We start from the raw sequence: 15,608 nt of genomic DNA on the forward strand, positions 1-15,608 counted from the left end.
ATGCGCCTTTTTCCAATGTGAGATGCCACTTGTCAACGCACGTCGTTACGTCGCAAACGGAGCAATTCAACGCGAAAGTGGCGCGCGGAGAAAATTGCTCGTCCAAAAGCTGTGCCAGAAATGCCGTCAAGCCAACTCTATGGCGGTGGCGGCAGGACAGTCTTATCGTGTAGAAGGCAGTCGATATGGCAATTCTCAGCATCTTCAGGAACAGGCAGGCGGAAGTCGCGCCGCAAGCGTCCGTCTTCGGCGGCCTGCTCGGCGGCTATTCCATCGAGGTCATGCCGCGCACTGCGGCCAAGATCGACAGTTTCCGTGAATTCCTGCCGGCCGGCACACGCGTCTATATCGCCCATATCGACGGCACGCCGATCGAAGACATGGTGGCAACGGCGAAACGGCTGACCGACGAAGGCTACGTCGCCATGCCGCATATCCCGGCCCGCAGCATTCACGGCAAGGCAATGCTGGAGGATTGGATCGCCCGCTATGTGAACGAGGCCGGTGTCGAACAGGCGCTGTTGCTGGCCGGCGGTGTCGCCTCGCCCGCCGGAGATCTCGCAAGTTCGCTCCATCTTCTGGAAACCGGGTTGTTCGACCGCTACGGCTTCAAGCGACTGCATGTCGCCGGGCATCCGGAAGGCAACAAGGATATCGACCGCGACGGCACCACGCTTCTCGTCGACGAGGCCCTGAAGTTCAAGCAGGCCTGGTCGGAGCGCAGCAATGCCGACATGGCGATCGTCACCCAGTTCGCCTTCGATGCAAAACCGGTGATCCTCTGGGCCGAGCGAATCGCTGCCGCCGGGGTAAAACTGCCGATCCATCTCGGCGTCACCGGCCCGACCAAGCTGCAGACGCTGATCAAATTCGCCGTCTCCTGCGGCGTTGGCCCATCGCTCGGCGTCTTGCAGAAACGCGCGCTTGATTTGAGCAAGCTTCTCACCCCCTATGAGCCGGAGGAATTTCTCACCGAAATCGCCGCCTACAAGCTTGCCCATCCCGAGAGCCTGATCGAGCAGATCCATGTCTTCCCGCTCGGCGGCATCCGCCCGAGCGCCGACTGGATGAACCAGCGGCTTCTCGAAGACCGTATCGCCGCACGCTGAACGGCAACAAAAAGCGGCGCGATCCGAAGATCGCGCCGCAAGATTTGACAGACAGGACCTGAGTATCAGCCTGAGACGTAGGGCAGCACCTCGTACGCACCGCGCCAGATCATTTCGAGCGCGACGTAGAGAATGACGGCAAGGCCGACATAGGCGATCCAGCGGTGTCTGTTGAGCAACCGGGCGATGAAGCTTGCCGCAATGCCCATCAGCGCGATCGACAGGACCAAGCCGAAAACCAGCACTTCGGGATGCTCATGCGCGGCACCGGCGACGGCAAGCACGTTGTCGAGCGACATCGACACATCGGCAATGACGATCTGCCATGCGGCCTGCGCGAAGGTTTTGCGTGGTGCACCGCCGGCGACCGAACCATCCCCGTTGAGGTCTGCATCGGCCAGCGCCTCCCCGGCCTCGTCGTCATGGCCATGCTGCGAACGAAGCTCGCGCCACATCTTCCAGCACACCCAGAGCAGCAGCACGCCGCCGGCGAGCAGCAGGCCGACAATCTGCAGAAGCTGCGTGGTTGCCAGCGCAAAACCGATACGCAGCAGCGTGGCCGCCAGAATACCGACCAGAATGGCCTTCGCGCGCTGCTCCTTCGGCAGGCCGGCAGCAGCCAGACCGATGACGATCGCATTGTCGCCGGCCAGAACCAGATCGATCATGATAACTTGCGCGAGGGCGGACAAGGCCTCGGGCGTAAAGAACTCCATCATACGACACCCTTATCTTCAGATGGGGTGCCTCATGTCCTGACGAGCTTTGGATGCGGATTGCCGGCAGACACCGCGCAACACGCTCATTTTAAGACCAAAAACCATCACGACACCGGGCACCGATATTGGACAATCCAGTCCGACATCACAGTTCTTGTTCGAACTGCCAGAGGGGCCCGGTCCTGGTCGACCGAGATTTAGCGCTGGCTTGAATGAAACTCAAGACCCTTGTTCACGAAACCGTGGGTCGGCCGTGATCCGGGACATTTTCCCGGACCGGATCATCCCATATTCTCGCGGCGCGGCCGTTCCGCCTGCTTATTTCGGCAGACGCTTCTGCAGGCTGTCGAGGATAACCTTGCCGAGCGCCTGATAGTCCTCGTCGAAATGGTGGCCGCCGTCGATCGGCACGGCTTCCACCCCGGATGCCTTCATTGTCGGGCATGGATCATCGTCCTCGTCCGTACCGTAGACGCATTGGACAAGGCTGCTCTTGATCTTAGCGATGTCGTCGGTGGTCGTGCCGCCGTCGCCCGATCCCGCCATGCCGAGCCAGCCGGTGACAGAGATCTCGAAATCGACTTCCTTCGACAGAGCCAGCAGCGAGAGCTGCTTGACCTTACGCTTCTCCGCCTTCGGCAGAAGATTATAGGAGGCGGGAATGATATCGGCGCCGAAGGAATAGCCGATCAGCACCACATTCGAGACACCCCACTTGGCCGTGTAGGTATCGATGATGCGTTTCATGTCCGCGGCCGTTTCCTGCGGGGTGCGCTTGGTCCAGAAATAGCGCAGTGAATCAACACCGACCGTCGGCAGGCCCTGAGACTGGAAATATTCGCCGAGCTCGCTGTCGATGTCGCGCCATCCGCCGTCGCCGGAATAGATGATTGCCATCGTATCCATGGTCGGCTTGGTCTCCAGGATAGAGAGCGGCAGGTCGAGCGCCCCTTCCGGCTTTGCTGCCGTCATCTGGTTGCCGAGCCAGCTGGACAGATATTCCTCGGCGTCGTCGGATGTTTCCTTGATGACGATGTCGCTGTGATCCTGCTTGAGGCTCAAGGCATGCGTCTTGCCGGCCTGATCCGCATCAGGCGTAAAGGCGATGGTCACCGGCGCAGGCAATGCGCCATCCGTCAGCCCGTAGACGATGCCGGTATCGGTGACGCGCTTGTCGGCCGGCGTGCACAATTCCTTGGTCAGCGGAATGACTTCCGTCGGATCGACGGCGATCGCGCTGCCGATCGTGGCGAAAGGCGATTGCGCGATCATGGCCAGCGCCAGCGCGCCGCCTTCCTTCGCACCGGCCAGGATTGGGTGCCGGTATTCGCGGTTGCCGAGGCGTCGCTGAACCTGCTGCGAAATATCCTCGATATCCGAGACCATGTAGATGCAATCGCCGTCATCGGTGGCGAGCGACTTCATGTAGGACGGGAAATCGATGCCGACGACGGCCGCACCGTTATCCACCAGTTCCTTGGCCTGAGCCTCTTCGGAAGGTCCCCAACCCTTGGCATCGGACAGCAGGAACACCATTGCGGTGAGATCCTGCCCCTGCGGCAGATAGATATGCGGCGAAGGCACGAGACCGGTCTGGTAATCCTGATCGGATGCCTGGCCCGGTGCTGCAGCTTGGGCCGGATTTTGGGCTGCCGCGGTGGCCGGAGCCTGACCCTGGGCACTATCCTGCGTAACGGCCGGAGCCGGAGCCTGTGTCTGGGCTTGGCTGACCGACACTGCGGCCGAACTGAGGCCGAGCGCCACAACCAGGGAAAGACATAGCTTCATTTACCGACCACTCCTCTTAATCCACCACCGATCAGAAGCGTCGCATCCATCATCGCCACGGCGGGCCCAATGCCCGATACAGCCAGATAACGCGGTTCCCATCGCGGTTGAAACTTTGACTTGAAGGCCTTCAGGCCTTTGAAATTGTAGAATCTTTCGCCGTGTTCAAAGATCACGCTGCCGATCCGGTCCCAGGCCGGCGCCGATTCCCGCTGTGCCATGCCCGAAAGCGGCGCCATGCCGAGATTGAACTGCCTGAACCCTTGGTCCCGCAGATACTCCATGATCTTGACGAAAAGAAAGTCCATCGATCCTTTTGGCGCATCCGGCATGAAACGCATCAGATCGACCGTGCCCTCTTGACGCGTGCCGGTCACTGCAAGCGTGGCGAAGGCAACGACCTGGCCTTCTTTCCTGAGGATGGCGACGGGCTGGGCCAGAACGTAATCGTCCCGGAACGCACCCAGCGAGAAGGTCTTCTCGCGCGTATTGTGGTCGTCGAGCCATGCATCGGAAACGGCCCTCAGCTCGGCAAGATGCGGTGCCACCTCTTCCGGCTGCAGCAACTCGAACTCGAGCCCTTCGCGGACCCCCTTGTTGATCGCCTGGCGCAAGGCAGCAAGCCGGCTTCCCTTCAATTCGAAGGCTGGCAGATCGACGACCGCAAGTTCGCCGAGCCGGAAGGCGCGCATGCCGGCATCGGTACAGGAAGCAAGAAGATCCGGCGAGATCTGGTAGAACACAGCCCGGCCGCCGCCGGTCCGTGCTTCCTCGACGAAGCGCCAGACGAGTTCCGCGGCTTCTTCGCTCGGGCCGACCGGGTCGAACAGCGCAATCCACGACCGCCCCTGGATACCGTACATGATGAAGGACTTGCCACTCGTCGAGAACATCAGCCGCTTGTCGCCCATTCGCACAAGATTGGCGTCGGCATAATCCTGCGCCATGGCGATTTCGGTCGCCTGCGCGAGGTCGTCGCTCGAAGACGGTTGCGAGCGTCGCACGGCCGGCCTCAAAAGGCTGAAGATCGATACGACGGCGGCCACGATGGCAATCCCGAGCGTCGCACGCAGGCCGCGCGGCGCCTCGGCCTCGAATTCGAACTGCCACCAGAGTTCCCGGCTGTAATCCACTTCACGATAGACGAAGAACAGGATCGTCGTTGCCGCCGCGACAAGGATCAGCATGGCGACGATCCATGGTGGAGTGAGCGCCTGGCGCAGCATCGAGGCCGGTCGATTGAACTGCTTGGCGCTGAGCAGCAGGCCGGCAAGCAGGATCGCGAGGAAGATCGCCTCGAACAGCGCCAGCGCCTTGACCAGCGAAAACAGCAGGCCAAGCGCAGTACAGATCGTTGCCGTCCACCAGGCACCGTCCAGCCTCTGCCCGATGCCGCGGGCCGAGACGAAGAGCAGGATGCCGATGACGCTGGAGAGGAAATGCGCGCCTTCCACCAGAGGCTCCGGCAGGTAATCACCGAGGAAATCGAGATTCCAGTCGGGCGTCGGCGTGACGCTCGACAGCACCAGCATGGCGCCGGCCAGCAGCGCAAAGGCGGAAAGCAGCATCGGCGCCAGCCGGAATTCCAGCTTGCGCAAAGTCGATGCCACCGGATGGTTCGCCAGCTGCCGCGCCTCGAGCACGATGACGAACAGCGTTGCAATGAGCAGCGGCAGAACGTGATAGATGACGCGATAGAGAACCAAGCTGCCGAGCACCTGATCGATATCGACCGTATTGCCGAGCGCCGCGACGATGACCGTCTCGAACACGCCGAGCCCCGCCGGGACGTGGCTGAGGACGCCGGCCCCGACCGCCGTTGCATAGATGGCAAGGAAGGAGGGCCAGCCGAGATCCGTATGCGGCAGGAGAACATAAAGTGTCGAGGCCGATGCGGCGATATCGAGCGCAGTCACCAGGAACTGCTGCGACGATGTCCGGCTGTCCGGCAGGCGCACATGCACATGCCCGATGGTGATTACCCGCCCATCACGCCCGATGAAGACCAGAATCGAAAGCGCGATAATGATGACCAGTGCCACGCCGCGGATGATGTTTGGGTCCACGCCGATAACGTCGCCCATGCGCGGTGCCGTGGCCAGGCAGGCAAGCGCGGTAACCGAAAGCAGGCCGATACCGAAGGCGAATGTGACGAAGGCGATGACCCGACCGATATCTTCCGGAGACAGGCCGAGCCGCGAGTAGCCGCGGAAGCGGATGGCGCCGCCGCTGAGCGCGCCGAAGCCGGCTGTGTTTCCGACGGCATAGGCGCTGAATGCGGTCATCGCCACCGGCACCGTCGGCAGTTTCCGGCCAATATAGGTCAAGGCATTGAGATCGTAGCCCACCAGCGCCGCAAAGCTCAGTCCGGTAAAGAAGATGGCGAGAGCAACCGACGACCATTCCGTCGCCATCAGCGCCGCGATGACGTCGTCGTAACTGACCTCAGTGGTCAGCTCATAGATCGCAAATGAGGTAAAGCCGAAAACCACGAGCACGACGAGCGGCACGAATATGCCGCGATGCTCCTGAAAAAACTCTCGAATTCGACTGTAACGACTGTTGGACGCCATGGATTGCTTTGCCTTCGAGACAAGCTGGAAATCGGGAAGTGGCAATTGCGCAGGGAAAAGCAATTCGATCAAGGCTTAAGTGTGTCATCCGGCCATCACGGTTGTTGATCGCGATCACCAAATGAGAAGGAATTCCCGCATATGGAGTGGGGAAATACTGTCGCCCTCGATAGATGAACAGGGCGCCCCGGCCTGTGCGGAGTGGCCGGCGATGGCAACAGCCGCGGCCAGCATCGAATGCTGCAAACAGCGATCCGGCCGCCCATGGCCCAAACGCCAAAAGGGGCGCTTTCGCGCCCCTTGGTCATTGCGGAAATCGGAATTCGTCAGCGGCGCTGGTTGTAGACGTCGACGCAGACGGCGCCGAGCAGCACCAGCCCCTTGATGACCTGCTGGTAGTCGATGCCGATGCCGAGGATCGACATGCCGTTGTTCATCACACCCATCAGGAAGGCGCCGATGACGGCACCCGTCACCTTGCCGACGCCGCCGTAAGCCGAAGCGCCGCCGATGAAGCAGGCCGCGATGACGTCGAGCTCGAAACCGGTACCGGCCTTCGGCGTGGCGCTGTTGAGGCGGGCCGCAACGACGAGACCGGCCAGTGCCGCGAGCACGCCCATGTTGACGAAAGTCCAGAACACCAGCCGCGTCGTCTTGATGCCCGACAGTTCCGCCGCACGCGCATTGCCGCCGACGGCATAGATCTGCCGTCCAAGGATGGTGCGGTTGGTGAAGAAGCCGTAGGCGACGATCAGCACGGCCATGATGATCATCACATTCGGCAGGCCGCGATGCGAGGCGATCAGATAGGCCACATAGGCGATGGCGGCAAATACGACGATATTCTTGCCGATGAAGAAGCCCATCGGCTCGCTCTCGACCCCGTGCACCACTCGGCGGCCACGGCTGCGGAAATTCTGCCAGACCATTGCGACGGCAAGCAGGATGCCGACGATGAGCGAGGTCAGGTAGATGCCGCCGTCGGACGAAATGAGTTCGACGAGATAGCCCGAGGACAGCTTCTGGAAGATCGGCGGGAACGGACCGATCGCCTGGCTGCCCAGGATCGCGATCATGAAGCCGCGGAACACCAGCATGCCGGCAAGTGTGACGATGAAGGACGGTATCTTGAAATAGGCGACGAAATAGCCCTGAACACCGCCGATAATGCCGCCGGCAATCAGGCAGGCGATGATCGCCAGCCAGATATCGACGCCCCATCGGACCATCAGCAGGCCCGCGAGCCCGCCGATGAAGCCGGCGACGGAGCCGACAGAAAGATCGATATGGCCGGTGACGATGACCATCAGCATGCCGAGCGCCATGATGACGATATAGGCGTTCTGCAGCACGATATTGGTGACGTTGAGCGGCTTCAGAAGAATGCCGTCGGTCATGATCTGGAAGAAGATGACGATGACGACCAGCGAAATCAGCATGCCGTAATCGCGAAGATTGTCCTTCCAGAACCCTGTCGCCGCTTTGGGAGCGACAATTGCTTCCTGTGGGGTGCTCATGGATTATCTCCCTTTGCGGCGCATGATGGCGCGCATGATATTTTCCTGCGTTGCCTCTTCGCCGGCGACTTCGCCGACGAACTCTCCCTCGTGCATCACCATGATCCGGTCGCAGGTGCCGATCAGCTCCGGCATTTCCGACGAGATCACGACGACTGCCTTGCCGGCATCCGCAAGTTCGTTGATGATGGAATAGATTTCGTATTTGGCGCCGACATCGATACCGCGTGTCGGCTCATCGAGGATCAGGATGTCCGGGCCGGTGAACAGCCATTTCGACAGGACGACCTTCTGCTGGTTGCCGCCGGAAAGCTTGCCGGTTTCCTGGTAGACATTGTGGCTACGGATCCGCATGCGGCTGCGGAATTCCTGCGCCACCTTCATTTCCTTGATGTCGTCGATCACGCCCGAGGACGAGACGCCGCCAAGATGCGCAAGCGAGACGTTCTTGCGGATGTCCTCGGCAAGGATCAGCCCGAGATGCTTGCGGTCTTCGGTGACATAGGCAAGCCCTGCTTTGATCGCCTTGTGGACGTCTGACGTATCGGCTTCCTTACCGTGGATCTTCACGGTCCCGGTAATGTCGCGGCCATAGGTGCGGCCGAACACGCTCATGGCGAATTCGGTACGCCCGGCCCCCATCAGGCCGGAAATGCCGACCACCTCGCCGGCACGCACTTTCATCGACACGTTCTTGACCATCTGCCGGCTGGAATGCTGCGGATGGAAGACCGACCAGTTCTCGACCTCGAAAATGACGTCGCCGATCTTCGGCGTACGGGCCGGATATCGGCTCTCAAGATCGCGGTCGACCATGCGGCGGACGATTTCGTCCTCATCGACCGGACCTTCGTGGCAATCCATCGTGCCGACCGTGCGGCCGTCGCGCAGAACCGTAATGCGGTCGGCGACTTCGGTGATCTCGTTCAGCTTGTGGCTGATCATGATCGAGGTGATGCCACGACGACGGAATTCCTTCAGGAGTTCCAGAAGGGCGGCGCTGTCGGTCTCGTTGAGCGACGCGGTGGGCTCGTCGAGGATCAGCAGGCGCACATCCTTCGACAGCGCCTTGGCGATTTCCACGAGCTGCTGCTTGCCGACGCCGAGATTGGTGATCAGCGTCTCCGGCGCTTCGGTAAGCCCGACCTTCGCGAGCAGTTCCTTGGTGCGGATATAGCGGGCGTCGCGGTCGATCACGCCGAATTTCGATGGCGCATTGGCGAGGAAAATATTCTCGGCAATCGACATCAGAGGAATGAGCGCGAGCTCCTGGTGGATGATGATGATGCCGAGCTTTTCGGAATCGTTGATGTCGCGGAACTGACGCTCCTCGCCACCGAACAGGATCGAGCCCTCATAGGAACCGTGGGGGTAGACCCCCGACAGGACCTTCATCAGCGTCGACTTGCCGGCACCGTTTTCGCCGACCAGCGCATGAATTTCGCCTTCCCGGACGGTAAAACTCACGTCGGAAAGCGCCTTGACCGCGCCAAAGCTCTTGGAAATGCCTCGCATCTCGAGGATCGGCGGTTTTTCCGCCACAGACAATACGGGATCAAGCATGAACAACTCCCAATATGAAGAGGCCGCGCGGCGAAGGCACCGCGCGGCCTTGACGATTACTTGAGCTGGTCTTCCTTGTAGTAGCCGCTCTTGATCAGGAGATCGACATTGGTCTTGTCGATGGCAACCGGCTTCAGAAGGTAGGACGGAACGACCTTGACGCCGTTATTGTAGGTCTTGGTGTCGTTGACCTGCGGCTCCTTGCCGTTCATCACCGCATCGACCATGTCGACGGTGACCTTGGCGAGGTCGCGGGTATCCTTGAAGATCGTCGAATACTGCTCGCCCGCCATGATCGACTTGACCGAAGGTACTTCGGCGTCCTGGCCGGACACGAACGGCATCGGCATGTCGCCGGAACCGTAGCCGACGCCCTTCAGCGACGACAGGATGCCGATCGAGATACCGTCATAGGGAGACAGAACGGCGTTGAGCTTCTTGTCGGAATAGGTCGAGGACAGGATGGCGTCCATGCGGGCCTGGGCAGTTGCCGGGTCCCAGCGCAGGGTGGCGACCTTGTCCATGCCGGTCTGGCCGGAACCGACCACGAGCGTGCCCTTGTCGATCAGCGGCTGCAGCACGCTCATCGCACCATCGTAGAAGAAGTAGGCGTTGTTGTCGTCCGGCGAACCGCCGAAGAGCTCGATGTTGAACGGGCCCTTTTCTGTGTCGGCCTTGAGAGCCTTGACCAGCGAGGTTGCCTGCAGGACGCCGACCTGGAAGTTGTCGAACGTCGCGTAATAGTCGACATTCGGCGTGTCGCGGATCAGGCGGTCATAGGCGATGACCTTGATGCCGGCGCTGTGTGCCTGGGCCAGAACGTCCGACAGCGTCGTGCCGTCGATCGAGGCAACGACCAGAACCTTGGCGCCCTTGGTGATCATGTTCTCGATCTGGGAGAGCTGGTTCGGGATATCGTCTTCAGCATACTGAAGATCGGTATCGTAGCCGCGTTCCTTCAGGACCTTGATCATGTTGTCGCCGTCGGCGATCCAGCGGGCGGAAGACTTGGTCGGCATGGCAACGCCGACGAGGCCCTTGTCCGCGGACCATGCGGGGGCTGCGACGGCCATCGAGGCCAGCATCGCCGCGGTGGTCAGAAACTTCAAAATTTTCATAAGTACACTCCTCCTAACGGGTCGGCTCCCAACGAGCCGCCGATCTTGATCCTCCTGCGTCGGACGGCCTCCTTGCCGTCCGACGGTGACTGGCATGCGCGTCAGTGGTTGTCGCGCGGCAGTCCTTCGGTCTGTGCGATACGCTGGTATTTCACGGCCGGTTCGAGAACCGCACCGGTTTCCATCTGTCCGACGATGCCGCGCTGGATTTCCTGCCAAGGCGTCTGGTGCTTCGGATAGTGATAGCCGCCATTGGCATCCAGATCACGGCGACGGGCGGCAAGCTCGTCGTCGGAAATCAGGATATTGGCTTCGCCGCGGCCGAGGTCGATGCGCACCCGGTCGCCGGTCTTCAGCACTGCCAGACCGCCGCCGGCCGCCGCTTCCGGAGAAGCGTTAAGGATCGACGGGCTGCCGGACGTACCGGACTGGCGACCGTCGCCGATGCAGGCAAGCGAGCTGATACCTCTTTTGAGAAGGTAGTCCGGCGCACGCATGTTGACGACTTCGGCGGCACCCGGATAACCGATCGGGCCGGCACCGCGCATGAACAGCACCGTATGCTCGTCAATGCCGAGCGACGGGTCGTCGATACGGTGATGATAATCCTCCGGACCGTCGAACACCACAGCCTTGCCTTCGAACGCCATCGGGTCCTTCGGATTGGACAGGTAGCGCTCGCGGAATTCCGGCGAAATGACGCTGGTCTTCATGATCGCGGAAGAGAACAGGTTGCCGCGCAGCACGCGGAAGCCGGCACGCTCCTTGAGCGGCTCTTCGTAGCGCTTGATCACCTTGTCGTCTTCGATGATCGCGCCGCGGCAGTTTTCGCCGATCGTCTTGCCGTTGACGGTGATCGCATCCTCGTTGATCAGGCCCTGGCCCATCAGCTGGTTGACGACCGCCGGAACGCCGCCGGCATGGTAATAGTCCTCGCCGAGATATTCGCCGGCCGGCTGCAGGTTGACGAGAAGCGGCACTTCCTCGCCATAGGTCTGCCAGTCGTCGACCGTCAGTTCCACGCCGATATGACGGGCAAGCGCGTTGAGGTGGATCGGCGCATTGGTCGAACCGCCGATTGCCGAGTTGACGCGGATTGCGTTGACGAAGGCGTCTTTGGTCAGGATGTCGGACGGCTTCAGGTCTTCCTTGACCATCTCGACGATGCGAAGACCGGTCAGATAGGCAATTTCCTGGCGGTCGCGATAGGGAGCCGGAATGGCGGCCGAACCCGGAAGCTGCATGCCGAGCGCCTCGGCGAGCGAGTTCATCGTCGTGGCCGTGCCCATCGTGTTGCAATAGCCGGTGGACGGAGCGGAAGACGCGACCAGCTTGACGAAGCCGGCATAGTCGATCTCGCCCTTCGCCAGAAGTTCGCGCGCCTTCCAGACGATCGTGCCTGAGCCGGTGCGCTCGCCGCGGAACCATCCGTTCAGCATCGGGCCGACCGACAGCGCGATCGACGGGATGTTGACGGTGGCCGCGGCCATAAGACAGGCCGGCGTGGTCTTGTCGCAGCCGATGGTCAGCACGACGGCATCGAGCGGATAACCGTAAAGCACTTCGACAAGGCCGAGATAGGCGAGGTTACGGTCGAGGCCGGCGGTCGGGCGCTTGCCGGTTTCCTGGATCGGATGGACCGGGAATTCGATGGCGATACCGCCGGCTTCACGGATACCTTCGCGCAGGCGCGTCGCGAGCTCAAGGTGATGGCGGTTACAGGGCGACAGGTCGGAACCCGTCTGCGCAATGCCGATGATCGGGCGATCCGACTGCAGTTCGGCCTGGCTGAGGCCGAAATTCATGTAGCGCTCGAGATAAAGCGCCGTCATGTCGATATTGTCCGGGTTGTCGAACCACGCCCGCGAACGCAGGCGACCCTTCAAGCCGTTATTGCCGTCAGCCTGGGCGACATCGGTGGACGGAGTCTTTCCGTTACTTGTCATTTTCAGTCCTCGAATGCTTCAGTTTCGATGCGGCGGCCGAGCAGGAAGGCATCGGCCACATGCACCAACGGCGAAAAATCTGTGTCGCTGGCGCCTTCGTTCACGAGTGAGACGAAATCCCGATAGAGGTTGCGATATTCGCGATCTTCCTCGACGATCTGTGCCTCGCCATCGACGATGAGCCGGCTTCCGCCATGGGTCAACACGATCGGACCTTCTTCGGTCTCGACGCGGATGTCCCAGGTCTGCGGGCCGGTCTGGCGCCAATCGAACTCGGCCGTAACCGGCAGGCCGGATGCCGTTGCAAATGTCAGGCTTGCAGCGATCGGCGCGGCGCGATTTTTCGGAAAAGTCAGATTGGATCTGGTCAGCTGGAAGGTTTCCGGCATGATGCGGGTGACGATCGACAGGGCATTGATGCCCGGATCGAACACGCCGAGCCCGCCCGGCTCCCAGATCCATGCCTGGCCCGGATGCCAGTGACGGACATCTTCCTTCCATTCGACGGAAACGCTCTTGATCCTGCGTTTGGCGATGAGGGCCCGTGCCGGCTCGACGGCCGCGGCAGCGCGCGAATGCCAGGTGGCAAACAGCGTCAATCCCTTGGCCTCTGCAAGCTTCTCCAGCGCGAACACTTCCGAAAGCGTCGCACCCGGGGGCTTTTCCAGCATTACATGCTTGCCGGCATCGATCGCGGCCTTGGCCTGTTCGAACCGGCCCTGCGGCGGCGTGCAGAGAGACACGGCGTCGATCTCGACATCCGAGGCAAGCAGGTCAGCAATGTCGTGAAAACAGTGCACACCGTCGAGCTGGGCATGGCGGCTCGCAACCGCAACCAGATCGATATCGTCGGTCGCCTTGATCGCACCGAGATGTTGATCCCGTGCGATCTTGCCCAAGCCGACGATAGCGAGACGAATATTGACCATTGCCGCCTCAGAGCTTCTTGATCGCCACGGGGCGCTCGCTGGCGACGGCAAGCGTATTCACCAGCGGCAGCTTGAACGGAGCGGCGTCGATTTCAAACACGTCACCGACTTGCGTTTTGATGCCGTGCGAAACCGAAAGCGTCGCCGTGCCGAAGAAATGCACATGCAGATCGCCCGGTTCGCGGAAGATGTCGTATTTGAAATTGTGATGTTCGAGATTGGCGATCGTGTGGGACATGTTCGCTTCGCCCGACAGGAAGGGCTTTTCGAAGATCACCTCATTGCCACGGCGGATGCGCGACGTGCCCTCGACGTGATCCGGCAGGTCGCCGATCAAAAGTTCCGGTCCGAGCGATGCCTCCCGCAGCTTGGAATGAGCAAGCCACAGATAGTTGCCACGCTCGGTCACGTGGTCGGAAAACTCGTTGGCGAGACAGAAGCCGACACGGAACGGGGTGCCGTCCGGACCGATCAGATAGATGCCCGCAAGTTCCGGCTCTTCACCGCCATCGAGCGCGAAGGCGGGTGAAACGAGGTCCGCACCGGTGGACTTCAGCTGCGAGCCATTGCCCTTGTAGAACCATTCCGGCTGTGCGCCGACTTCGCCCGGCTTCGGCTTGCCGCCTTCGACGCCGAGCAGGAACATCCGCATCGAATCGGTCGGCTTGTCTTCCGCTTGGGCCGCCTTGTGCATCTTGTCGCGACCATCGGCCGAACCGAGATGCGTGAGGCCGGTACCAGCGACGACGAAATGCGCCGGATCGGGATGGGAAATCGGCAGGCCGACGCGACCCTTGCGGGCAGCGGCCTTGACATCGACATCTGCGCCATAACCGAGCACCGCGATCTGCGAGGCGATGCTGCGGCCGGCGGCAATCGCCTGCATCGCAAGATCATAGGTGGACGACACGCCGTTTACGGCGCGGCCGGCCCCCTCACCTTCCCATGCCACAACCGTGATCGAACCCGCATCATCGGCAATCTGCAGAAGTCTCAGCATCGATTTCATCATCCAATTGTCATGATTTGACATGGCGCCTCCACAGGCCATGCCGTCCTCCCATCAGATCGAAGACCTGACGTTCTTCAAAAATACGACTATTGGATTTTCTCCTGCGATGTCAAGAACGTCTTTTTCCGTAAGCGTAAATCAGCATTGGTCAATTTTTAGGCTATTGTCGCGGTATATGCACGTATTTTCCCAGAATTTTCGGGGACTTGCTGGATTTCTTTGCAACCCGTCAAATTGGGGGTTGAAAAAGTATTATTATATGCCAATCCTTCACCCGCCAGTTTGCTTCATCATCTGTGGGAGGATTGAGATGAAAAAAGCACTCGTCGCGGCAACTGCTGCCGCTATGTTCGCATGCCTTGCATCAGGCGTTTCTGCAAAATCACTGACAGTCGGCTTCTCGCAGATCGGATCGGAATCCGGTTGGCGCGCTGCTGAAACGACGTTGACCAAACAGGAAGCCGAGAAGCGGGGAATCACGCTGAAATTTGCCGATGCCCAGCAGAAGCAGGAGAACCAGATCAAGGCGATCCGCGGCTTCATCGCCCAGGGCGTCGACGCGATCCTGATCGCACCGGTCGTATCCACCGGATGGGACGCGGTGCTGAAGGAAGCCAAGGAAGAGAAGATCCCGGTCATCCTGCTCGACCGCGAAATCGACAGCCCCAAGGATCTCTTCCTGACGGCCGTCACCTCCGACCAGGTCTATGAAGGCAAGGTCGCAGGCGAATTCCTCGCCAAGGATGTGGGTTCCAAGGACTGTAAGGTCGTGGAACTGCAGGGCACCACCGGCTCTTCTCCGGCAATCAACCGCAAGAAGGGCTTCGAGGAAGCGATCGCATCGCACAAGAATATCAAGATCGTCCGCTCGCAGACCGGTGACTTCACCCGCACCAAGGGCAAGGAAGTCATGGAAAGCTTCATCAAGGCCGAAGGCGGCGGCAAGGATATCTGCGCCGTCTACGCCCATAATGACGACATGGCCGTCGGCGCCATCCAGGCGATCAAGGAAGCGGGCCTCAAGCCCGGCACCGACATCAAGGTCGTCTCGATCGATGCCGTGCCGGATATCTTCCAGGCCATGGCCAAGGGCGAAGCCAATGCGACCGTCGAACTGACGCCGAACATGGCCGGCCCTGCTTTCGATGCGCTCGATGCGTATCTAAAGGACAAGAAGGAGCCGAAGAAGTGGATCCAGACGGAATCGAAGCTCTATACCCAGAAGGACGATCCGATGAAGGTCTACGAAGCCAAGAAGGGCCTCGGCTACTGATCTTCCGCTCTCCGGCCGTTTGAGGCCGAAGGCTGCGAACCGACCGAAGCGGGCCCACCGC

At 60.7% G+C, this 15,608-nt stretch carries 11 protein-coding genes; 2 read left to right on the forward strand and 9 right to left on the reverse strand.

All coding sequences use genetic code 11. The annotated features are described in order from the left end of the window. Nucleotides 1-185: 185 nt before the first annotated feature. The gene (locus tag NCHU2750_RS17990) at nt 186-1,109 is read left to right on the forward strand and encodes a methylenetetrahydrofolate reductase (protein ID WP_205583863.1); all 924 of its coding nucleotides are present in this window, start codon (nt 186-188) and stop codon (nt 1,107-1,109) included. A 65-nt stretch (nt 1,110-1,174) separates the two neighbouring features. Here NCHU2750_RS17990 and NCHU2750_RS17995 read toward each other — a convergent pair whose 3' ends face one another. From NCHU2750_RS17995 to araD1, 9 genes are all read right to left on the reverse strand, one after another. Then, nucleotides 1,175-1,828 (reverse strand): TerC family protein, encoded by a 654-nt coding sequence (locus tag NCHU2750_RS17995; RefSeq protein WP_119941815.1) that lies wholly within the window; start codon nt 1,826-1,828, stop codon nt 1,175-1,177. Nucleotides 1,829-2,146: 318 nt separating this feature from the next. Then, nucleotides 2,147-3,616, reverse strand: a complete 1,470-nt coding sequence (locus NCHU2750_RS18000) for a virulence factor family protein (RefSeq protein WP_119941817.1) — start codon at nt 3,614-3,616, stop codon at nt 2,147-2,149. Then, on the reverse strand, nt 3,613-6,189 hold the full coding sequence (gene mprF / locus NCHU2750_RS18005) for a bifunctional lysylphosphatidylglycerol flippase/synthetase MprF (protein WP_119943499.1): 2,577 nt from the start codon (nt 6,187-6,189) through the stop codon (nt 3,613-3,615). The genes NCHU2750_RS18000 and mprF overlap by 4 nt, the downstream gene beginning before the upstream one ends. A gap of 326 nt (nt 6,190-6,515) precedes the next feature. Next, a complete protein-coding gene (gene mmsB, locus NCHU2750_RS18010) occupies nt 6,516-7,706 on the reverse strand; it encodes a multiple monosaccharide ABC transporter permease (RefSeq protein WP_119941819.1) in 1,191 nt (396 codons plus the stop codon). Between the two features lie 3 nt (nt 7,707-7,709). After that, the gene (mmsA, locus tag NCHU2750_RS18015; RefSeq protein WP_119941821.1) at nt 7,710-9,269 is read right to left on the reverse strand and encodes a multiple monosaccharide ABC transporter ATP-binding protein; all 1,560 of its coding nucleotides are present in this window, start codon (nt 9,267-9,269) and stop codon (nt 7,710-7,712) included. Nucleotides 9,270-9,325: 56 nt separating this feature from the next. After that, entirely contained in the window at nt 9,326-10,387 is a 1,062-nt protein-coding gene (chvE, locus tag NCHU2750_RS18020; protein ID WP_119941823.1) for a multiple monosaccharide ABC transporter substrate-binding protein, read from the reverse strand. A gap of 101 nt (nt 10,388-10,488) precedes the next feature. Next, on the reverse strand, nt 10,489-12,333 hold the full coding sequence (locus NCHU2750_RS18025) for an IlvD/Edd family dehydratase (protein ID WP_245480278.1): 1,845 nt from the start codon (nt 12,331-12,333) through the stop codon (nt 10,489-10,491). 2 nt (nt 12,334-12,335) lie between these two features. Then, on the reverse strand, nt 12,336-13,262 hold the full coding sequence (locus NCHU2750_RS18030; protein WP_119941824.1) for a Gfo/Idh/MocA family protein: 927 nt from the start codon (nt 13,260-13,262) through the stop codon (nt 12,336-12,338). 7 nt (nt 13,263-13,269) lie between these two features. Next, on the reverse strand, nt 13,270-14,262 hold the full coding sequence (gene araD1, locus NCHU2750_RS18035) for an AraD1 family protein (RefSeq protein ID WP_119943503.1): 993 nt from the start codon (nt 14,260-14,262) through the stop codon (nt 13,270-13,272). A gap of 316 nt (nt 14,263-14,578) precedes the next feature. Here araD1 and ytfQ point away from each other — a divergent pair, with 316 nt between their 5' ends. After that, a complete protein-coding gene (gene ytfQ / locus NCHU2750_RS18040; protein WP_162939720.1) occupies nt 14,579-15,547 on the forward strand; it encodes a galactofuranose ABC transporter, galactofuranose-binding protein YtfQ in 969 nt (322 codons plus the stop codon). Nucleotides 15,548-15,608: the final 61 nt, after the last annotated feature.

The sequence above is a fragment of the Neorhizobium sp. NCHU2750 genome (assembly GCF_003597675.1).
Lineage (GTDB): Bacteria > Pseudomonadota > Alphaproteobacteria > Rhizobiales > Rhizobiaceae > Neorhizobium.